We start from the raw sequence: 20388 nt of genomic DNA, 5'->3' as shown, positions 1-20388 counted from the left end.
AGCCCAACGGTTGGAATTGCGGGAGGCGTGTCAGGCGCCTTTCTTCCGGCCACGTGCCGCCTTCGTCGTGTTCGGGCGCGATGCGGCCTTCCCGGTCCGATCGTGATCCCTTCGGTCCCAGGATGCCGCGAAGGCAGGACTTCCGAGGGCACGCGTGATACTCGCGGCCCCGGCAGCGGAGCCGGACCGGCGCTGCGGAAGGGCCTTCGCTCTGACTGCAGGCTCGGCACCGCCGGCGAGATCGGCGAGGCGGCGTCGCAGCCAGTCGGCTTTGGCGAGCTTCGCCTCCGCGTGATGCCTGTCGAGGCGTCCGATCAACGCCCGCGCCTCGGCCTCTGTGAGGCCGTCGACGATGAGCGCGTAGGTTTCGGTACCCAGGCACTTGCGCACCCGCCGCAAGCCATCGAGCGTCAGGCTCTTGGACTTGAGCTGCTTCACCACCAAGCCGCGGACAGTCCCTGCAAGGTCAGCCCGAATGTCCGGGAAGACCTCCGGTGAACGCGCGATCGCCCCGAGGGCAACGAAACCATCCACGTCAAGCGCCATCGAAGCCCCCTTTCACTTCCGCGACCAGCGGGATGAGGATGTTGGAGACATGGATGCCGTATTTGCCCGAGAACGTCGGCGGATCCCGGCGTGGCATGAGCGCTCCGGCAAGCGCCGCCGCTTGGGGAATGCGCGTTGCGAAGAGGCGGAACCCTGCATCCTCGGCGTTCGCCTCCGCCTGGAGCCGCGCCAGCGTGTGCTGGTGCTGGCGGACCTGAGGCTGAAACCGCGTCACCAGGACGTGAGGCTGACGCGCAGGTACGACCGAGTCGTGCCGTCGATCCTCGTTGCCCCATACCGTCTGAATGAAAGCATCGAGCCCGTAGGTCGACAGGTAATCCGGGATCGATGTGACGATCACGAGATCGGCCCCTCGGATCGCGACCTCGGTCATCGGAGAGATACCAGGCGCACAATCGAAGAGAATGTAGTCGTAGCGCTTTGCGAGTGGTACGAACTCGTCCTCGAAGATCGTCCAAAGCTTTCCATCGATGGCACGCATCGAGAAGTTTCGTGCAGTGAGCTTGTAGATGATTTCGCGCTCGACCAGCCGGAGGTAGGGGCCGGCCGGGAGCAGCGCGAGAGCGAGAGGCTCGTTGCGGTGCATCGTGACGCTGATCTGATTCCGGATGCGGGGCGCCAGGAGTGGCTTCTCGCGGCTCACGAGCTTGAGGGCGAGATAAGCCTCCAGGGTTCGGCCCCTGGCAATCATCTCGGCCAGCACCGTTTCCCCGGCGAGGCAGACCGAGACGCTGGCCTGCGGATCGAGGTCGACGACCAGCACCGAAGCTCCGTCCGCGGCCAGAGCCTCGGCCAGCATGACCACCGTCGTCGTCTTGCCCACGCCGCCCTTCATGTTCGCGACGGCGATCAGCCGGCCGCTCCCCCGTGGCCGACGCATGGTTTCGCTCATGCCCGTTTCTCTCCCAAAATCGTCTCCCATCGCTGTCGGTCGGGACGGCGAGCCGCAAACCGAGGGATCGGGCGAACCGGACACGCGAATCACGCGGGCGGTTCAGGTCGATGCGTCGCATGTCAGTCTCCAGCGGGCATCTCCTGCCGGTCACGTCAACGCACGGTTGTCAGGGCAAGGAAGGTGTCGGTTGAGAGGGGCGAAGCGGGCTTGCGCTTACGCCGCATCGGCAGGCTCGCACTTGCGCCACCTGCGATCTTCGCCGCGCATGGAGGGGCGGCCGACGGCGCCTCGGCGCGGGCACAATGCTGGACCTGCCCCGCTGGAATCCGGGTCGACAGGGACGGGCATGGGCGGCGGGAAGCCAACCCGGACCGGGAGGATATCCGACGTGCAAGCGGTCGGTCGTGCGACCGAGATTCGATCGATACGGTGCGCTGCCATGAGGCGCCGAGCCCCAGTCCCTCGAGACCGGGTCTCGGCGGGGTTCCTGCGCGGACTTAACGGCCGAAGATGCCCTTGAGGAACTGCGCGGTGCGGTTGCGCTTCTTCTTGCGTTCAAGCTCGTGGGCGTCTCTCACCCACGCGACCTGCACCACCCGGCGCTCACCCTCGAACGGCTCGTGGCCGTGCCAGGAATTGTCGGCGCGCAGGAAGGCGAACATGGTGCCCATGGTGGGCGGCACCTCGACGGCGAAGGGCTCGTAGTTCTTGCCGTCGTAGAGTACCCGCAGTCGGCCGGCCGCCGGAGCGTCCCAGGCGTCGTTCATGTAGATCAGCATCGTCATCACCTTGGACGGGCCATCGGTGTGGATCGAGCCGTACTTCGGCTGGCTGCGCCTCATGATGGTGGTCAGGCGTGGGCATGAGACGAGATCGATGCCGAACTTCTCGCCCATAATACGGGAGAACTCGTCGCTCTCCAGTTCGTCGATCAGCGCCTTGAAGCGACCCTTGAGTGCGACCTCGTCGACCGTGAGATAGCCGGGCTTGGCGATCGCGGGGAAATCCTGGCGGATCTCGTCGACGGCCTCCGGCTTGAGCACGTCGTTGCCGAGGAAGAAGCTGTAGGGCTCGCGGGAGACCGGGGCGGCCCGCACGGCATCAAGGTTGAGGATCGACAATCCCGTCATGGCTTCGACGTTCGTCCGTTCGGGCGCACCGGGCCGGGTTCGGGCGGTCGCGCACTGGGTGGAGCGCCCAGGCGAGGGCGCAATCCCGGTGGATAAAGCGTCCGATTGCGGCAAGCGGACGGCAACCCCTTTCCGCGCCACGCGGAAACTGCCATGCTTGGCCGTGTCGAAACCAAAAAAGTGGCGCCGAGTATCGTGACGAGACGCCTCGCACTCGCCATCTGCGCCGCCCTGGCGACGCCGGCGAGTGCCCAGAGCCCCCTCTCGATGATTCAGCGCATGACCTGTGCCGACGCGATGGCTTTGGTGAAGAGCCGGGGGTCCGTCGCATTCAGTTCGAGTGGCCCCCTCGAACGCTTCGTGCGCGACCGCGGCCAGTGCGGTCTCACCGAAATCGCGGAACTGCGCTTCGTGCCGACACGCGACAATCCGGAATGCCCGATCGGCTATCGATGTCGTGAGCCGGAATTCGGCGATTGGGATTGGTAGGCAAGGTCGGCGGCGCGAGGATAGTCCGCCGCAGCAAAGCGCCACGATCTCGCCACGACCCGCCTGCAATGCCGGTGCGGTGGCGCTCCCCCGGGGCTCGGCGCCTGACAATTCCAGGAAACGAGGGGAGACGCGCGTGGCCGTATTGAGGACTGGCCTCGGCCTGCAAGCCGCCATCACGGCGCTCTTCGCCCTCGCGCTTCTTCTCCTGCCCGGCGTTTCCGCCCCCCTCTACGTCAGCCTCAGCGGGCTTGCCATGGCGGGCATCCTGCTCGGGTCGAGCCGTCTTTCGTCATACCTGAAGGTCTTCGTCTCGGTCTACGGCATCGGCTACCTGTTCCTGGCCGGGGCCAAGCAGCTCGCGGTCATGGGCTTCCTGCCTCCGACGCTGGCCGCCCTCCTGCCACCGAGCTTCGCCGCCACCGGCGCCGTGGTGTTCGCCGGCATCGTCCTGGCGATCTCGCACTTGGAGCCGATCCGGGCGATCACGCTGATCGCGGACCCCTACTTCGCGACGACGGATGCGCCGACCCGGGAGATCGGGCCGTTCCGCCTGTTCGGCAGCACCGAGGGAAAGGTCGGCCAGCGCCTCGTCGCTCTGTCGATCTTCATCACGTTTGCCCAGGTTGCCCTGCAACTCCGCCTGAACTTCTGGTTCCGCGACCTGTTCAACGCCCTGCAGGAATACAACGCCGACGCCTTCTGGTACCAACTCGTCTGGGTGTTCGCGCCGCTCGCCACAGTGTGGGTCGTGGTCGGCATGTTCGACACCTTCGTGGACGCCACCCTGCACATCCGGTGGCGCACCTGGCTGACGCGCAGCTTCTACGGCCGCTGGCTGGATGCCGGGACGCATTATCGGGTCCCCTTCACCGGGGAGAGCGCCGACAACCCGGATCAGCGTATCCAGAGCGACATCAATCTCTTCATTTCCCAGACCACGACGCTCTCCATCCGCCTCCTGTCGCAGGCCGCGACCCTGGTCTCGTTCATGGTGATCCTGTGGGGCCTGTCGCGCGATTTCGTGCTGCCCTTCACTGATACCGTGGTGCCGGGCTTCCTGGTCTGGCTGGTGGTCGGCTACGCCGTGGTCGGCACCTGGCTGACGCACGTCATCGGACGTCCCCTCATCGGACTCGACTTCCGCCAGGAGAAAGTGGAAGCCGACTTCCGCTTCTCGCTCGCCCGCACCCGCATCTACGGCGAACAGATCGCGCTCCTGCGCGGCGAACGTGCCGAGACGGTACGTCTCGGCAGCCTGTTCCACGCCATCGTCGACAATTACCTCGACATCATCGTGCGACGGATCAAGCTCGGCAGCTTCACCCTGTCCTACAGCCAGATCAGTGTGGTGTTTCCCTACATCCTCGCCGCGCCGTCCTACTTCCTCAAGAAAATCACCCTGGGCCAGTTTCAGCAGACCGGCGATGCCTTCGGCAGCGTGCAGTCGTCGCTGTCGTTCTTCATCAACTCCTACGTCACCATCGCGGCCTACCGCGCCAACACGAACCGGCTCTCGTCCTTCAAGCAGGCCATGACCAAGGCGGAGGCGATCGGCGGGACCGGCGAGGGCCTGTTCCAGGGCAACGACACCAAGGGCGACGTCACCGCCGCGAAGCTCAGCCTCGGCTTGCCCGACGGGCGCGAGATCGTGGCCGCGGACAACCTGACCATCACGAAGGGCGGCGCAACGCTGCTCACGGGGCCGTCCGGCTCAGGCAAGTCGACTCTGTTCCGCGCCATCGCGGGAATCTGGCCCTTCGCCAAGGGCCGGATCGACCTGCCCAAGGGGCAATCGGCCCTTGTCCTGCCGCAGCGGCCCTACATCCCGTTGGGTACCCTGCGCGGCGCCGTCGTCTATCCCAATACCACGGACATGTTTCCGGACGAGGCCATCCGCGACGCCCTGGTGGCCGCACAGTTGCCGACGCTCGTCGACCGCCTCGATGAGGTGGATGCGTGGGATCAGCGCCTCTCAGGCGGCGAGCAGCAGAGGCTGGCCGTGGCCCGGGCCGTCCTCGCCAAACCAGATTGGCTGTTCCTCGACGAGTCCACCGCCGCCCTGGACGAGCCGAGCGAGGCGGCGATCTACAGGATGCTGCGCGAGCGCCTACCGGGCACCACGATCGTATCGATCGGCCACCGCTCGACTCTGCATGACCTGCACGACCGGCGCCTCGATATGCAGCCGGCCAATGATGGCCGGTTCGTGCCTCGGGACGTGACTGCGTCCGTCGCCGCCGAGTAGCTCAGCGCAGGAACGTCACCGCGATCGGGGCCAGGATCGCGGTGAGGAAGGCGTTCAAACCGAGGGCAATGCCCGCGAAAGCGCCCGCCACTTCATTCACTTGGAAGGCGCGCGCCGTGCCCACACCGTGAGCGGCGAGACCGGCCGCGAAGCCACGGGCCCGCATGTCCCGGATGCGCAGGACGTTCATCAGGGGTGTCACGAGAATGCCGCCGGTCATGCCGGTGAGCATGACGACGACGGCGGCCAGTGTCGGATCGCCGCCGAGCGTCTGGGCGATGCCCATGGCGACGCCCGTCGTCACGGATTTCGGGGCCAGTGAGATGATGACGTCGCGCGGGATGCCGAGGGCCTCGCCCAGCAGAAGTGCCGAGGCGAGCGCCACCACCGAGCCGACCAGGAGGGCTGCCAGCATCGGCGCCAGGGATCGCAGCACGGTGGCGCGATACTCATAGAGCGGGATTGCCAGGGCCACGGTAGCCGGTCCCAGCAGGAAATGGACGAACTGGGCGCCCTCGAAGTAGGTGGCGTAGGGGGTCTTCGTGAGTTCGAGCACGGCGGCGGTGAGCGCGATGGCGATCAGGACCGGGTTCGCCAGGGGATGGCGCCGGGTCGCCTGAGCAATCCGGTCGGCGACCAGGTAGGCGAGGAGCGTCACGGTCAGCCAAAGCAGCGGCGTCCGCGAAAGGTAGACCCAGACGGCGAAGTCCCCGGTCATGAGCGGGCTTTCGGCTTGGCGAGCCAACGCGAGACCGCCACGAAGGTCAGCGCCGTGGCGGCCAGGGTGGTGATGGTCGAGACCAGCACCACCAGCGCCAGGGCGATGCCGTGCACGGCGAGAACATCGAGGCGCCCCACGATTCCCGCGCCGGCGGGCACGAACATCAGCGACAGATGGGCGAGCAGCCCCTTGCCGGTACTCTCCAGGCGGCCGTCCACCAGGGGCGGCGCGAGCGCGCGCTCAGCCAACCGAGGCGCCCGATCCCGCAGCACCAGGAACAGCAGCAGCAGCGCCATGCCGATCAGGGGGCCGGGTATCGGCAGATCGGTCGCCCGAGCCAGCGCCTCGCCGATGAGTTGCGCCAGCAGGATCAGGGTGAGACTGAGGATCATCAGGGCGGCGTGCTCAGCCGAGGGCGACCCGTCCCTCGGCAGCGCTGCGCCGGGCCTCGCCGATGGCAGCCTCGTCGAGGCCCAGGAGCCCCCCGAGGCGCTCGACCAGGGCCTCTTCGAACTCGTGGACGCTGCCATCGGCGCCGGCCACGGACCATGCCATGGCGAGGAGCCGCGCCCGCCGCTCCGGCCCAACCTCATGGCCGATCATCTCGACGAGCTGCGCCATGTCGCGTGTCTGCGCGTCGAACGTGGCGGCCCGCGCGATCAGTGCCTCCGCCTCGGTCCGGCTCTGCGTGAATCGACCTTCCACGAGGCGGCCGAGGCGCTCGGTCTCCTCTGGCGCCAGGACGCCGTCGGCCCGTGCCACATGCACAAGGAGGGCAATGGCCGCGAGACGCTCATCGCCCTCCTCGGCAACCGCGTCACGACTTCCGAGGCCGAAGGATTCGGCGGCATAAGCGCGAAGGCGGGCGAGCAGCGACATGACAATCCTCGAAACGCCTTGAATCCTTCGTGGGCGACCGCCGGGCCGTCAAGCAGACGGCCCCCCGGACATCACGATGCCCCGGCACCGTGTCCGCGCTGCATCGCTTTTCCCGCCGCACCGGGGCCGGTCCAAGCTTGCCATCCGACGCCGCGATCGATATGACCCTCCCCCGAACGGTCCCCTCGGACACGAGTCTCCGACCCGGAACCGCGCCGCAATAGCTCAGCTGGTAGAGCACCTCATTCGTAATGAGGGGGTCGGGGGTTCGAATCCCTCTTGCGGCACCACCGTTCCTCTCCTTCGTTTGCCCGAACATGCCTACGAGCGCGCAGCGCTTAGCCGGTCGTTTTCGCGGCTTCGGCAAGCCTGTCCGGCTGCCTTCAGGGAGGAAGCCTCGCACGGGGTGCAGCCGGAACATCATTTGGGACCAGGACTTGGTCTTACGTGCCGGCACTCCTGCCGGACCCCGAGGAGCGACCATGTCGAGCGATACCGAGACTCACCGCGACCTGATCAACGGACTCAAGACCGCGATGGGCAAGGGCGACGGGTCCTTCGAGCAGGCGGTGACGCGCGCTTTCGAGCACGTGTTCGACCACCTCGATCGCCTGAACTCCCATGTTTCGCTCGGCGGCCCCGAAGGACAGGATCGCCTGCTGCGGCCGGGTGAATCCGAAACCCTGCGATAGGGCTCCAGACCGCCCGGCCGGACGTCTCACGTCTCGGCATCCCCGCAACCGGACAGGCGGCGGGGATGTCTGCGATCAGTTGCTCTCCATGACGGTCGCCCGGACGGGAAGCCGCCAGTTCGGACGGACGAAGTGGCAGGTGTAGCCGTCGGGGCGTCGTTCCAGGTAATCCTGATGCTCGGGCTCGGCCTCCCAGAAGGGGCCTGCGGGAGTCAATTCGGTGACCACCTTTCCAGGCCAGAGGCCGGATGCATCGACGTCGGCGATCGTGTCTTGCGCGACCCGCCTCTGCGCGTCGTCGGTGTAGTATATCGCCGAGCGATAGCTCAGACCGCGATCGTTGCCCTGACGGTTGGGCGTGGTCGGATCATGGATCTGGAAGAAGAATTCCAATACGCGGCGAAAACTCGTCCGCTCGGGATCGAAAACGATCTCGATGGCCTCGGCGTGGGTACCGTGGTTACGGTAAGTGGCATTCGGAACGTCCCCGCCCGTATAGCCGACGCGGGTCGACACGACGCCTTCCTGGCGCCGGATCAGGTCCTGCATCCCCCAGAAACACCCTCCTGCGAGGACCGCGCGTTCATGGCTCATGGTTGACTCCGGCTCGAAGCGTGATGGCGATGAGCGATAGATAGGAAGCCGATCGGCGATTTGCCGCCACGCGGCGATGTCGCGGCCCTTCTGACCCGGCACGCCCCGCCCCGCTTTCGCCGCCTGGCCGCTCCGCTGTGCCTGAGCGCACATCCACTCGGTCGATGCGGGTGCATCACGAACACGGCCGCCATCGCCCCCTCGGCGGCCAGAACCAGCGGCGCAGCGGCTTATCGGCCCTGCGCCGTTTGCTTTCATTTCGGGAGTTCGCCAGTGAGACCAGGCCCGCTCGTCCGCTGGTTCGGTCTCGGCGCGGCTCTCCTGATCGGTTCGGCGGTGCAGGCGCGCGAACGCACCCCGCCCGCAGTGAGAGCCTAGCTCTCCGACGTCATCGCGAAGATCGATGCCGCCGATCGTGGGCGGACCGCCCCGGCACGGAAGCGCAGGACCGGAACGGTGGTGGTCCGGGTTCAGATCGCCGCCGACGGCTTCGTGAACCGGGTGGATGTCGAGGAGAGTTCGGGCGTGGCCGATCTCGATCAACGGGCGCAGCGTCTGGTCAGGACGGCCGGCCCCTTCGGCCCCCCGCCGACGCCGCTGCTGACCCCGGCCGGCACGACGGATCTCAGCTTCCCGATCCGCCTCGACCGCTGACGCTGCGGGCGTGGGTATACCAAGGAGGTCGTGTCGAGGTCGCGCCGCTGGAACGGCCGCGGCACCGGGCGACGTAGCGACCGAAAAAGAGTGCGAAGACCTTCGCCGGAACGATGTCGACGCGGTTCGAGATCGCCGGGGGCCGGCGGGTCGAATCGGCCATGAATCCGAACCGACCGGATTTCGAGCTTGACCGGGATCGCCGGCACGATCGGGGTGAGCGGCGGGCCGGCACGGCCAGGCTGAAGCCTCGTGCCGAAGCGCCCTGCGATCGAACCTCGGCCGCGCCGGGTCGTTGAGGGTACAGGGTCGCGGAGCGGAAAGGCCACATGCCAGAGACAGCGGAAATCAGGGCGCACATGGAAGTCCGGTCGTCGGACGGGCTCCATGTGGGAACGGTCGACCACATGGAGGGCGATACCCTCATCAAGTTGACCCGGTCGGACCCCGCTGCCCAGGGCCGCCACCACCTGCTGCCGCTGGCCTGGGTCGAGCGGGTGGACGAACACGTCCACCTCAACGCCACGGCCGCCGATGTCCGCGGCTACTGGGAGGATGCCGGCTGAGCGGCGTCCGCCCCCGGGCGACCTTTCGTCCGCTCGCCCGCCCCGCGGTCGGCCCTAGATCAGGTAAGCGTCGGGGTCGCGAAGATGCGCGGCAGCGAAGATTCGCGTGAGTCGAAAACTCGCGTGAGCCGAAACTGCATGATCGAAGACTTGCGACGGCACGGCCGCCAGAATCAGGAAACGCTCGGACACCATGGAACGGCCTCGCGTCATCGTCGGGATCCACGGCTTGGCCAACAAGCCGCCGGTCGATGAGAAGACGCGCTGGTGGCGGCAGGCCATCGCCGAGGGCCTGGCGCGGAACGAAGGGCTCGCGGATGCCGCCTTCGACCTCGCCTTCGTGTACTGGGCCGACCTGCGCTACGAGGCGCCGCTCGCCAGCGAGGCCATCGCCGAGCCGTACCGGCCGCAGGCGGCAGCGGGTCCCCTCCCCGCCGAGGCCGACGCCCCGAGCCTGACCGGCCAGGACGTCCTCGCCACCCTCTATGCCGGGATCGACCGCATCGAGGAAGCCACCGGGATCACGCTGGTCGACGACGTCATCCTGGAACACCGTTTCGACGACCTCTGGCACTATCACGGCGAGCGCGCCTTCGCGGCCGAGGTCCGGACCCGCCTGAGCGAGCGGCTGGCGCAGTTCCACGACCACCGCATCCTGCTGGTCGCCCATTCCATGGGCTCGGTGATCGCCTACGACGTGCTGCGGCTCCTGGAGCGCGACCGGCCGGACCTGCGGATCGACCACCTCGTCACCGTCGGCGCCCCGCTCGGCCTCGCCAAGGTGAAGATGAAGATCGCGGCCGAATTCGGCGAGACCCGGGTTCCGAACAACCTCGGCCAATGGACCAATCTCGCCGACGGCAACGACATCGTCACGCTCGCCGGCACCCTGGCGGAAGATTTCCGGCCGAACGATTCCGGCGTCGCGGTCGAGGATCACCGGGTGGTGAACGACTACCGCCGGCCCACCGGCGAGGCGAACCACCACAAGTCCTACGGCTACCTGCGCACGCCGGAGTTCTCGGCCATCGCGCGCGGATTTCTGGAGGCCGGCACGGCGGCACGCGCGACGGAAGCGGCCGTGACCGGGCATTCACAGCCTCGGTCGCTGGCGCATTCGGATTGGAGCAACGCCGAATGAGCGCGGCGCGGGCACTCGTCTCACGACGCGGGGGAGCGCGGGCTGCGAGGGTCGACGGCGCGTCGGGTTCGGCGCAACCGACCCGACCAAATCTCAGGCTCCGCTTCCCGGCCCGGGGTTGAACCCGGTCCTGCGGAGCGATTATTGGGCGCGCCGATTCGGCCCTGCCTTCACCGGCCCGGCGGGCAGACGGGCGCCGCGCGTCTCATGGAAACCATGCCCGACCGATCGGAATTGCCCCGGAATTCCGTGTCCTCCGCCCACGAAAAAGGGGGCGCCTCGCGGCGTCCCCCGAATCCGTCGACGTCGGGCCGAAGCTCAGCGCTGGCCGGCGTGGTCGCCGTCGCGCAGGGTGCCGGTCGGCTCCTGCACGTGGGCCTCGAGGAACCAGAGCTGCTTGTCGACGCCGCGCGACACCTCGGTGAGCAGGTCGGCCGTGCCGGCATCGCCCGCCTCGTCGGTGTCGTCGATGTTCTGGCGCACGGCATTGGCGAAAACGCCGTAGCGGTCGATCAGCGCGGCCAGGTGGTCGGCGATCGCGTAGGCGTCCAGGGGATAGGGCTTCAGCTGCGAGGCCGAGGCGACGGCCTGGGCGGTGCCGCGCGCGGTGCCGCCGAGCTGGGTGATGCGCTCGGCGACCTTGTCGTTGTAGTCGTCGAGTTCGGTCCGGAAGCCGTCGAGCATCTCGTGGATCCCGATGAATTGCGGGCCCTTGAGGTTCCAGTGGGCCTGCTTCACGTCGAGGGCGAGGTCGATTCCGTCCGACAGGCGCGCGTTCAGCACGTCGATCGAAACCTTCTTCGCATTGGACTTGGTGCCGTTCTGGGTCTCGTGGAGACGCTGATTACCGGCTTGGGTCTTATCGGCCATTCGGATCGTCCTTCTAGTCTTACAGCAAGCCTCGTAGGAGGCGCGTCGCGCAACCCGCTCCAGGGGCGGTGGCGGCGCCGAGCCTCAGATTTCGGCTGAGCTTGATCCCGGGCAAGCGGCGGCTGGCGCCGCTCGCACGGTCAATCTGCCAAACAACGACAGGCCCCGGTCCATGTTCCTGCCGATCTGGCAGCGCGGGGCCGTTCCGGGTGAATCACGGACCAGACATGCGACTCCCGCATGGACCCAACTCCCCCTGACCGCTCGTCCGGCGGCGCGAACGACGCGGGGTGCAGGCTATCGTCAACCATAGATTGATGTCGCCGCCTCCGGCGCGAACGACGGAGCCAGGACCGCGTTGGCCGGTGGTGCGACGGTGAAATCGAGGGGCGCGCGTTCATCTGACTTGACGTATGTCCGTTCTCGCCGCCGACCTCGATTCGTCCGCCGCTCCGAGTCTCTCCGCCGCTCCTGGTCTTTCGGGCGACCGACACCAAGCCCCGGATGTCCAACGTGGTAAGATAAAGGTGAACGGCGATGCGGCGCGATCCTTGGAAGACGGTGACAATTCTTAAGACGAGCAGGCCTAGTCTTGCGAAGGTTCGGCGGCGGCCTCACGCTCGTCATTCACTTCGCCGGCAGCCGCGCTGCCACCGTACCGGGTATGGCATGTCGCGATGATGCGTTCAGAGGTCGCTCGAAACCGTCCGGGTGGCGGTGCTTCCGCGCCGGCCGCGCCCGAGGCCGCGCGCCACGACGCGCCCCTGCGCATCCTCGTGGTGCACAACCGCTACCAGGTGCGCGGCGGCGAGGATTCGGTGGTGGCCCAGGAGGTGGCGAGCCTGCGCCGCGCCGGGCAGGCCGTCGAGACGCTCTTCTTCGACAATGCCAGCATCCGCACCGGATGGGACCGCCTGCGCACGGCCTACGAGGCGGCGCACGCGCCGCGCGGGATCGCCGCCGTGGTCGAGGCGGTGCGCGCGTTCCGGCCCGACGTGGTGCATGCGCACAACGTGTTTCCGCAGGTGTCGCCGGGCATGCATGCGGCCGTGCGGGCCGAAGGGGCCGCCACCGTCCAGACCCTCCACAATTTCCGTGTGACCTGCGCCAACGGCATCCTCATGCGCGAATCCCGACCTTGTGAGGATTGCGTGGGCGGCTCCCCCTATCAGGCGGTGCGGCACGCCTGCTATCGGGGCTCCCGTTTGGGATCGCTGGCGGTGGCGCGGATGATCGACGTGCACCGGCGGGCGGGCACCTGGCAGCGGGACGTGGACCGCTTCATCGCGCTCACCCCCTTCGCCCGCGCGCGCTTCCTCGCCGCCGGCCTCCCGGAGAGCCGCATCCGGATCAAGCCGAACGGCCTCGCCGATCCGGGCCTCGACACCGCCGGTCCGCGGGCCGGCATCCTGTTCGTCGGGCGGCTCGTGCCCGAGAAGGGCGTCGGCACCCTGATCGAGGCCGCGGGGCTCGGCCGCGCGTCCGTGACGGTCATCGGCGAGGGTCCCGAGGAGGCGGTCCTGCGCCGCGCGCCCGGCCTGACCGTCCTCGGCCCCCAGGACCGGGGCGCCGTTCAGGCGGCGATGGCGCGGGCAGCCGCTCTGGTGGTGCCCTCGCACTGGTACGAAGGCCTTCCCATGGTCATCGCCGAGGCGTTCAGCCTCGGCACGCCGGTGGTCGCCTCGCGCATCGGCGCCCTGGCCGACCTCGTCGCCGACGGCGAGACCGGCCTCCTCGTGCCGCCGCGCGATCCCGCAGGCCTCGCCCGCGCCCTCGACCGGATCGTCGACGACCCCGACGCCGCGCGGGCGATGGGCCGCCGGGCGCGCCTCGCCTACGAGCGCGACTGGACGGAAGCCGCCGTCACCGCGCGCGCGCTGTCGATCTACCGCGAAGCCGTCTCGGCCCGCTCCTCAGACACTGCCCGGGCCGCCGCATGACGCGCCCCCTTCCGACGGACACCGACATGACTGCGCGCGCCTGGGGCCACGATCCGGATGTCCCGCACTTCCTCCTCGGCGGCATCCCGGTCTCGATCACCGACATGGGCGGCCTCGTCGCGGCGCTCCGGCGCCGCCTGAGCCGGCGCACGCCCGCCCCGGGCACCTTCGTGGTCTTCCGCGACGCGCACGGCATCGTCCGGGCCCAGGACGAGCCGGATGTGCGCGCGGCCCACGACGCCGCCCTCCTGGTCTGCGCCGACGGGCGGCCGCTCGCCTGGGTCGGGCGCCTGCGCGGTCACAAGGCCATCGCCCAGGTGCCGGGCATCGAATCGGTCGAGGCCGTGTGCCGGGCCGGGGTCGAGGCGGGCTGGCGCCACTTCTTCCTGGGCGGCGGACCCGGCGTGGCCGAGAAGCTCGCAGCCGAGATGTCCCGGCGCGCGCCCGGCCTCGCGGTGGCCGGCGCCGAGACCCTGCCCTACCGGCCCCTGACCGAAGCGGAGGCCGAGGACCTCTACGGGCGCCTGCGCGCCAACGGCACCCAGATCGTGTGGATCGGGCTCAGCACGCCCAAGCAGGAACTCTTCATGCAGGCGCACACCCCGTACCTGCCGGGGATCGTCGCCATGGGCGTCGGGGCGGCGTTCGACGTGAACATCGGCACGATCCCGCGGGCGCCGCGGGTGATGACCTGGTGCGGCCTCGAATGGCTCTTCCGCCTGATCCAGGAGCCCCGGCGCCTGCGCGCCCGCTACGCCCACGTGGTGCCGCGCTTCCTCGCCATCGTGGCCTTCGACCGCGCCCGCCGGACCAAGCGCGCCGCGCCGCCGGACGGCGTCCCGCTGTTCTGAGCCGGCCCCGGCGCCGGATTCAGGCGATGGCGGGGCCGAGCGCCGCGCGGTAGGCCCGCGTCGCGGCGTCGAGGGAGAACCGCGCCAGGGCCGGCACGGCCCGGCCGCGGAAGGCGGCCCGCCGGTCGGGATCGTCGAGGAGCGCCAGGGCCGCGTCGGCCCAGCCCTCCACGTCCATCGGACGGACCTCGCCGCAAGCGGAGGCCGCGACGAGTTCCCGCGCCGCGCCCGAATGGGGCGAGGCGAGCACCGCCGTCCCGCTCTGCAGGGCCTCCTGCAGGACGATGCCCCAGACGTCGCCCCGGCTCGGGAACAGGAACAGCCGCGCCGAGGCGTAGACCGCGCCGAGATCCGCCTGCTGCACGAAGCCGTCGAACCGGGTCGCGACCCCGGCCGCCGCCAGGCGCGCCTCCATCTCGGCGCGCAGGGGACCGTCGCCGGCGACCCGGACCCGGAGAGCCCGGCCGCGGGCCGCACAGGCGAGGACGACGTCGGTGAAGAAGCGCGCGCCCTTCACCGCCTCGTTGAGGATGCCGCAGAACAGGAGGTCGTAGGGGCGGTCCGCATCGGGCGTGCCCGCCGCCGGGCCGGCATCCCAGGCCGGGAAGAGCGGGGCCAGCGCGAGGCGGTCGGCGGGCAGGCCGTAGCCTTCGAGGAGGGCGAGGCTGCCCGCGCTCGGCCCGAGGCCGAAGCGCGCGCCCGGCACCAGCATCCGCCGCATCGCCCGGTGGGGCCGCGAGCGCCGCCCGGGATCGGTCTCGGGCACGCCGTCGGTGCGCAGGCCGTAGGGCACGCCCAGGGCGCGCGCGGCCGCGGCGGCCATCAGCATGGTGGGGGCGAAGTCGTTGACCACGAGGACGCTCGGGCGCAGGGCGGCGAGGCGGGGCACGATGGCCGGGTTGACGTAGAGGTTGCTCACCGCGCTGCGGTACCAGCGCAGCCCGGGCACCACGGCGAAGCGGTAGGCCTCCGGCTCGGGCATCTCCCATTGCCGGGCCGCCTCGCGGGCGCTGCAGGCCAGCACGTGCAGGGGCCGGTCGAGGGCCGCGCCCAGGCGCTCGTAGAGGCGGTGCATGTACGGCGCGCGCGCGCCGATCACGATCACCACGGGGCCGTCGCGGCGCCCGGATGCGGTTCGGCTCATCGGGCGGCGCGCGCCCGCCCGCCCAACAGGGCATCGATCTGGTAGAGGCCCCATTCCGGCTCGAGGACGTGGCGCGGCATCAGCATGAGGTCGTCCGGGCCGCGGGCCACGCCCCGGCGGGTGGTGTGGAAGCTGCGGTAGCCGGCCTCCCGGGCCAGCGCCGTGTCCCGCGCCGGGTCGAAGTCGGTGCCGGCCACGCCCCAGGGGCAGGCGAAGTCCCGGACGGCGCGGCCGGTCAGCGCCTGCAGGTCCCGGCGCGAGCGGGTCAGTTCGGCGCCGATCTGCGCCGCGTCGAGGCGCGCGAGGTTGCGGTGGGTGGCGGAATGGGAGCCGACGTCGAGGCCGGCGGCGAGCCAGTCGTCCACCGCGGCGCGGTCCATGTAGCCGGCCCGGTCCGCGTCCGGGGGCGTGTCGATCCAGTCGCTGACGAGGAACAGGATCGCGGGAACGCCCAGGCTGCGCAGCACCGGGAGCGCCACCGCGTGGGTGTCGGCGTAGCCGTCGTCGAAGCTGACGAGGAAGGAGCGGCTATCGGCGGCCTCCCCGCGCGCGACGAGCTCGGCCGCCCGGTCCGCCGTGACGAAGGTGCCGTGCCGGCCGAGGAAGCGCAGCTGACGGGCGAAGCACTCCTGTCGGCCCGGGGCGACATGGTGATAGCAGAGGGTGTAGAGCCCGGGCGGCGCCGCCGCCATCGACCGCGACAAGGCCCGCACCCGCAGGGCCGCCTCGCGCAGGACGGGCGTGTCGCGGAGGAAATGTTCGAACGTCCTGGGCATGACGCGACCTTAACAGATCCGCGGCTGATCAGCAGCGACGGGACGGACATCCCCGGAACCATCCGCCAACAGCGTTAAATTAAGGATCTTTGCAGTCTTGCCCGAAGACGAGCGCCGCGCGAGCGGGGATGAGACGAATTCCACCGTAAGAAGGCGCCTCGATCGACCGATCGACAAGACGGACATACGGGTTCGGCGGACCTGCGAGGCATGACACTCCGATGAGCGCGGCACTGACCATCCGTCCCTGCCCGGATCCGGCCGTCTGGGACGAAGCGATCTGGTCGCTGCCCCGCGGCAACGTCTTCGCGTCGTGGATGTGGGGCGCCTACAAGGCCAGGATCGGCTGGGACGTGACACGCCTCGTCGTGCGCGATGCGAGCGAGACGCCGGTGGCGCTGATCCAGTATCAGGTGAAGCGGCGCGGCTTCGTGCGCTTCCTCCTGCTCCAGGGCTGCCCGCTCCTCACCGAGAAGGGCGAGAAGCACGCCGACGCGGTGGTCGCCCTGTTCCTCGCGCACCTGACGCTGGGCCGCCTCGACCTCGTGGCGGTGAGCTTCGAGCATTTCCAGTCCGACGCGATGCTCCTCGCCCTGCTGGGTCACGGCTTCGTGCCGGCGCAGTCGGCCAAGTACTTCACCCTGGAACTCGACCTGACGGGGGGCACCGAGCCGCTGCTCCAGGCGATGGACCAGCGCTGGCGCAAGGCCCTGCGCAAGGCCGAGCGCAATCCCGACCTCACCACGCGATTCCTCACCGATGTCGACGAGCGCCTCGCGGCCTTCGACGTCTTCTGGGAGATGTACGGCGCGCTCCAGGCCCAGAAGGGCTTCCGCGACAGCCTCAACGGGCCGCTCTTCCGCGACCTCGTCGCGCGCGATCCCCACCACCGCATCCTCGAGGTGCGCGAGAAGGGCGAGCGGGTGCTGATCCGCATCGCCCACGTCTCGGGCCAGCGCTTCACCGATTTCTACACCGCCTCGAACGACCGGGCGCGGGCCTGCGCCGCCCCGACCCTGGCGGTCTGGCGGTTCGTCGAGCAGGCCCATGCCGAGGGGCGCCGGACCTTCGATTTCGGAGGCATCGACCCGGCCAACAACCGGGGCGTCTTCGAGTTCAAGCACGGCCTGAGCAAGACGCCGGCCCTGAGCGGCCCGCGCTGGATCTATGGCCGCACCCCGCGCCTGCGGGATGCGGCGGCGGCCTTCCTGTCCTATCGCTGAGCGACGCGTCCCCCGGAGGTCGATGGTCCCGCAAGCTCCCGTGATCCAGCCCGGCGGCGACGAGGCCGGGCTCGTCGCCCGCGCGCGGCGCTTCGCCCGGCGTCCGGCCCTCGCCTCCCTGCTCGACCAGGCCGTCGTCAGCGGCTTCGGCTTCGTCAGCGGGATCGCCACCGCGCGCCTGGTCGGCATCGAGGAATTCGGCCTCTTCGTCCTGATCCTGATCGTGACGGCCTTCGCGCAGGGGCTGCACAACGCCCTGGTGACGGCGCCGATGATGACGCTGGCGGCGCGGGGGCGCCGGTCGGCCCCGACCTACGACGCCACCGTCCTGGCCGCCGCCCTCCTCGCCTCGGTCGTGGCTGCGGCCGGCGTCGCCCTGGCCCTCGTCGTCATCTTCGCCCTGCGCCACCACGCCGTGGAGACCGGCGTCGTCGTCGCCGGCGCCGCCCTGACGGTGGCGCAGAACCTCCAGCTCACCGTGCGCCGCACCCTGTTCGCCCGCGGGCGCGGCCTCGTCGCCGTGGCGATGGACACCGCCCGGGCCGCGGCCTTCCCCCTGGCCCTCGCGGTCGCCTGGTGGTCCGGCCGCGTCCTCGACGCGGCCCTGGCCACCGCCCTGCTGGCGGGCACCGCCCTCGTCACCGCCGCCCCCCTCGCCTACGGCATCTGGCGCGCGCCGCGGCGCCCGCTGCGCCTCGTGCCGGTGGCGCGGCGGCACTGGGGCATCGCCCGCTGGATGTTCCCCCTGGTCTTCGTCACCTTCGGGCAGGAGCAGATGGCGTGGATCGTCGCCGGGATCGCGCTCGGCGACGAGGCGATCGGCGGCCTGCGGGCGGCGCAGTACCTCGTCGGCTTCGTGATCATCCTGCTGACCGCGACCGAGAACATCCTCCCCACGGCCGCGGCGCAGGCCTTCGAGACCGGCGGCGACCGGGGCCTGCGCGCCTATCTGGAGAATGCGACGCTGACCCTCGGTCCCGTGGTCGCCCTGCTCCTCCTCGCCATCGCGCTCCCGGCCGGGACCTGGCTCGCCCTCGTGTTCGGGCCGGCCTTCGCGGACTACGCCGCCAGCGTGCGCATCCTGGCGCTCGCGGTCGCCTGCATCTTCCTGCGCGATATGGTGACCCAGTATTTCCGGGCGATCCAGGACACCGGCCCCGTCTTCCGGGCCTTCGTGGTCAGCCTCGCGGTCTCCCTGGCGATCATGGTCCCGCTGATCGCCTGGTACGGGATCACCGGAGCCGCCCTCGTCATCACGATCGGGCACGCGGTCTCGGCCGCGCACCTGATCCTGACCATGCGCCGGCGCTCGGCCCGGGGCGGCTGAACCGCCGGATCCGGGCGCCGCGCGCCCTCGGCCGTCGGGGTCAGGCCGCGAGGGCCTTCACCCAGGAGAACAGCGCCGGCTGCGTCTCGCGCTCCATGCCGGACAGGGCCGCGCTCAGTCCCGTCTCCCGCGGCAGGACGCCGAAGCGCCGGTTGAACGCGCGCGAGAACGCGCTCTCGCTGGAGAAGCCGGTGGCGTAGCATTACAGTTGCGTTTCCGACGAGGTTCTGAATCTCTGCCTCACCATGATTCGCGCATCATGGACGACCGGGACCTCTGTCGAGGCGACGCTGGAGTTGTGGGCCTCGTCGCTGCGAGACGTGAAGGGGCGCATGCGGCCCCTGTTCACCCAGGAGCGGGTCGCCGCCTCGGCGGGCGCGTTCCTGGACGGACTGCTCGGCACGGAGCGGCGCAAGACCGGTTGGATGCGGGCGGAAGCCGCGGGCGATCCTGGGCCTTGGCGTCAACAGGCCGTGCTCGGTCGCGGACGCTGGGATGCCGACACCCTGCGCGACGTGGTGCGGGATTATGCCCTGGAGACGCTGGCCGACCCAGATGCGGTTCTGGTCCTCGACGAGACCGGCTTCCTCAAGCAGGGCAAAGCCTCGTGCGGCGTGCATCGTCAGTACACCGGCTCGGCCGGCAAGATTACGAACTGTCAGATCGGCGTGTTTGCGGCCTACGCCTCACGGCACGGTCATGCCTTCATCGATCGGGCCTTGTACCTGCCCAAGACCTGGACTTCGGATCCGGCCCGGCTGGCCGCCGCCCACGTGCCGGAGGGGACGGCCTTCGCGACCAAGCCGGGGCTGGCTCTGGCGATGATCGAGCGGGCGATGGCCGCCGACGTGCCGTTTTCCTGGGTGGCGGCCGATACCGTGTACGGGGTCGGCGACATCGGACAAGCGCTACGCCGGGCGGGCAAGGGCTACGTGCTCGGGGTCAAGAGTGATCACAGGCTCAATTCCTGGATCGACAAGCCACCGGTGGCGGGCACCGCCGAGGCGATCGCGAACGGCCTTGCTCCGACGGCCTGGACGCGTCTGTCGGCGGGCGACGGGACGAAGGGCGCGCGGCTGTACGACTGGGCCTACTGCGAACTGGCCGACCTCGATGGTGCCGACGACCAGACCGGCCTGTGGACGCGGGGGCTCCTGATCCGGCGCAGCCTGGCTGACGACGAGCGGTTCTACTTCACGACCTGGTGCCCGGCCGGCACGCCGATCCAGACCCTGGTCGACGTCGAGGGACGGCGTTGGAGCATCGAGGATGCGTTCGAGACGGCCAAGACCGAACTCGGGCTCGCTCACAACGAGACCCGCTCCTGGCACGGCTGGCACCGACACGTCAGCCTGGTGATGATGGCCTTTGCCCTGCTGGCGGTGATCCGCCGTCACGCCAACGCACCGCCCCCAAAAAGACCGGCTCGGACGAGACCGCGCGCCCATTGATCCGCTGGTCAGTGCAGGAGATCCGCCGCATCGCGGTCCGTCTCGCGCAGCGGCGCATCCAGCCCGCTCACGTCATCGCATGGTCGCTCTGGCGACGGGCGCATCAGGCCGCCGCCCGCCAAGCCCATCTCAAACGCCGTACCGCACACCCCAAACGGCGACGACAAGGCCCGAAGCCCAGGACAGCCACCCAACAGACATCACACACCAAAACGCAACTGTAATGCTAG

At 69.6% G+C, this 20388-nt stretch carries 21 protein-coding genes and 1 tRNA gene; 12 read left to right on the top strand and 10 right to left on the bottom strand.

All coding sequences use genetic code 11. The features are described 5' to 3' along the window. Positions 1-30 precede the first annotated feature (30 nt). The 3 genes from ACLBWX_RS18950 to ACLBWX_RS18940 all read right to left on the bottom strand — a co-directional run bounded on the left by ACLBWX_RS18950 (position 31) and on the right by ACLBWX_RS18940 (position 2592). Positions 31-546, bottom strand: coding sequence for a hypothetical protein (locus ACLBWX_RS18950; RefSeq protein ID WP_447678545.1), 516 nt, complete (start codon positions 544-546; stop codon positions 31-33). After that, positions 536-1552 carry a ParA family protein gene (locus ACLBWX_RS18945; RefSeq protein WP_447678544.1) on the bottom strand — a complete coding sequence of 339 codons (1017 nt, stop codon included), beginning with the start codon at positions 1550-1552 and terminating at the stop codon, positions 536-538. Before ACLBWX_RS18945 ends, ACLBWX_RS18950 begins: the two co-directional genes overlap by 11 nt. A 407-nt stretch (positions 1553-1959) precedes the next feature. Next, positions 1960-2592, bottom strand: a complete 633-nt coding sequence (locus ACLBWX_RS18940) for a 2OG-Fe(II) oxygenase (protein ID WP_447678543.1) — start codon at positions 2590-2592, stop codon at positions 1960-1962. A gap of 153 nt (positions 2593-2745) precedes the next feature. Between ACLBWX_RS18940 and ACLBWX_RS18935 the strand changes: the two genes are divergently transcribed. Continuing rightward, positions 2746-3081, top strand: a complete 336-nt coding sequence (locus ACLBWX_RS18935; protein WP_447678542.1) for a hypothetical protein — start codon at positions 2746-2748, stop codon at positions 3079-3081. 136 nt (positions 3082-3217) lie between these two features. Further along, positions 3218-5329, top strand: coding sequence for an ABC transporter ATP-binding protein/permease (locus tag ACLBWX_RS18930; RefSeq protein ID WP_447678541.1), 2112 nt, complete (start codon positions 3218-3220; stop codon positions 5327-5329). 1 nt (position 5330) lies between these two features. Here ACLBWX_RS18930 and ACLBWX_RS18925 read toward each other — a convergent pair whose 3' ends face one another. The 3 genes from ACLBWX_RS18925 to ACLBWX_RS18915 are packed head-to-tail and all read right to left on the bottom strand — an operon-like array spanning position 5331 to position 6929. Continuing rightward, positions 5331-6047, bottom strand: a complete 717-nt coding sequence (locus ACLBWX_RS18925; protein ID WP_447678540.1) for an LrgB family protein — start codon at positions 6045-6047, stop codon at positions 5331-5333. Further along, entirely contained in the window at positions 6044-6442 is a 399-nt protein-coding gene (locus ACLBWX_RS18920) for a CidA/LrgA family protein (protein WP_447678539.1), read from the bottom strand. Before ACLBWX_RS18920 ends, ACLBWX_RS18925 begins: the two co-directional genes overlap by 4 nt. A gap of 13 nt (positions 6443-6455) precedes the next feature. Continuing rightward, positions 6456-6929 carry a tellurite resistance TerB family protein gene (locus ACLBWX_RS18915; protein ID WP_447678538.1) on the bottom strand — a complete coding sequence of 158 codons (474 nt, stop codon included), beginning with the start codon at positions 6927-6929 and terminating at the stop codon, positions 6456-6458. A 214-nt stretch (positions 6930-7143) separates the two neighbouring features. On the opposite strand from ACLBWX_RS18915, the gene ACLBWX_RS18910 reads away from it, so the two are divergent. After that, positions 7144-7219 (top strand) — tRNA-Thr (locus ACLBWX_RS18910). Between the two features lie 192 nt (positions 7220-7411). Further along, entirely contained in the window at positions 7412-7621 is a 210-nt protein-coding gene (locus tag ACLBWX_RS18905; protein WP_447678537.1) for a hypothetical protein, read from the top strand. Between the two features lie 75 nt (positions 7622-7696). Here ACLBWX_RS18905 and msrA read toward each other — a convergent pair whose 3' ends face one another. Beyond that, positions 7697-8215: a peptide-methionine (S)-S-oxide reductase MsrA gene (gene msrA / locus ACLBWX_RS18900; RefSeq protein ID WP_447678536.1), complete on the bottom strand. Its 519-nt coding sequence runs from the start codon at positions 8213-8215 to the stop codon at positions 7697-7699. 456 nt (positions 8216-8671) lie between these two features. Here msrA and ACLBWX_RS18895 point away from each other — a divergent pair, with 456 nt between their 5' ends. From ACLBWX_RS18895 to ACLBWX_RS18885, 3 genes are all read left to right on the top strand, one after another. Beyond that, positions 8672-8869, top strand: a complete 198-nt coding sequence (locus ACLBWX_RS18895) for an energy transducer TonB (RefSeq protein ID WP_447678535.1) — start codon at positions 8672-8674, stop codon at positions 8867-8869. A 329-nt stretch (positions 8870-9198) separates the two neighbouring features. Beyond that, positions 9199-9435, top strand: coding sequence for a DUF2171 domain-containing protein (locus ACLBWX_RS18890; protein WP_447678534.1), 237 nt, complete (start codon positions 9199-9201; stop codon positions 9433-9435). Between the two features lie 193 nt (positions 9436-9628). Next, positions 9629-10576, top strand: a complete 948-nt coding sequence (locus ACLBWX_RS18885) for a lipase/acyltransferase domain-containing protein (protein ID WP_447678533.1) — start codon at positions 9629-9631, stop codon at positions 10574-10576. A gap of 318 nt (positions 10577-10894) precedes the next feature. Here ACLBWX_RS18885 and dps read toward each other — a convergent pair whose 3' ends face one another. Further along, complete coding sequence (dps, locus tag ACLBWX_RS18880) at positions 10895-11446, bottom strand: DNA starvation/stationary phase protection protein Dps (RefSeq protein WP_447678532.1); 552 nt, start codon at positions 11444-11446, stop codon at positions 10895-10897. Between the two features lie 677 nt (positions 11447-12123). Here dps and ACLBWX_RS18875 point away from each other — a divergent pair. Continuing rightward, positions 12124-13386, top strand: coding sequence for a glycosyltransferase family 4 protein (locus ACLBWX_RS18875; protein WP_447678531.1), 1263 nt, complete (start codon positions 12124-12126; stop codon positions 13384-13386). Between the two features lie 26 nt (positions 13387-13412). Further along, the gene (locus ACLBWX_RS18870; protein ID WP_447678530.1) at positions 13413-14237 is read left to right on the top strand and encodes a WecB/TagA/CpsF family glycosyltransferase; all 825 of its coding nucleotides are present in this window, start codon (positions 13413-13415) and stop codon (positions 14235-14237) included. 19 nt (positions 14238-14256) lie between these two features. Here the strand turns inward: ACLBWX_RS18870 and ACLBWX_RS18865 are convergent, their stop codons facing one another. Both ACLBWX_RS18865 and ACLBWX_RS18860 read right to left on the bottom strand, forming a co-directional pair. Then, on the bottom strand, positions 14257-15381 hold the full coding sequence (locus ACLBWX_RS18865; RefSeq protein ID WP_447678529.1) for a glycosyltransferase family 4 protein: 1125 nt from the start codon (positions 15379-15381) through the stop codon (positions 14257-14259). Continuing rightward, the gene (locus ACLBWX_RS18860) at positions 15378-16157 is read right to left on the bottom strand and encodes a polysaccharide deacetylase family protein (RefSeq protein WP_447678528.1); all 780 of its coding nucleotides are present in this window, start codon (positions 16155-16157) and stop codon (positions 15378-15380) included. The genes ACLBWX_RS18865 and ACLBWX_RS18860 overlap by 4 nt, the downstream gene beginning before the upstream one ends. 221 nt (positions 16158-16378) lie before the next feature. Between ACLBWX_RS18860 and ACLBWX_RS18855 the strand changes: the two genes are divergently transcribed. The 3 genes from ACLBWX_RS18855 (at position 16379) to ACLBWX_RS18845 (ending at position 20158) form a co-directional block, all read left to right on the top strand. Next, on the top strand, positions 16379-17380 hold the full coding sequence (locus tag ACLBWX_RS18855; RefSeq protein ID WP_447678527.1) for a lipid II:glycine glycyltransferase FemX: 1002 nt from the start codon (positions 16379-16381) through the stop codon (positions 17378-17380). Positions 17381-17402: 22 nt separating this feature from the next. Beyond that, positions 17403-18707, top strand: coding sequence for a lipopolysaccharide biosynthesis protein (locus ACLBWX_RS18850; protein ID WP_447678526.1), 1305 nt, complete (start codon positions 17403-17405; stop codon positions 18705-18707). A gap of 245 nt (positions 18708-18952) precedes the next feature. Further along, positions 18953-20158: an IS701 family transposase gene (locus ACLBWX_RS18845; RefSeq protein ID WP_447678234.1), complete on the top strand. Its 1206-nt coding sequence runs from the start codon at positions 18953-18955 to the stop codon at positions 20156-20158. The last annotated feature ends 230 nt before the right edge of the window (positions 20159-20388 follow it).

Source organism: Methylobacterium sp. M6A4_1b, from assembly GCF_053345175.1.
The sequence above is the reverse complement of the archived record's forward strand: the minus strand, read 5'-3'. Positions and strand labels throughout refer to the sequence as shown.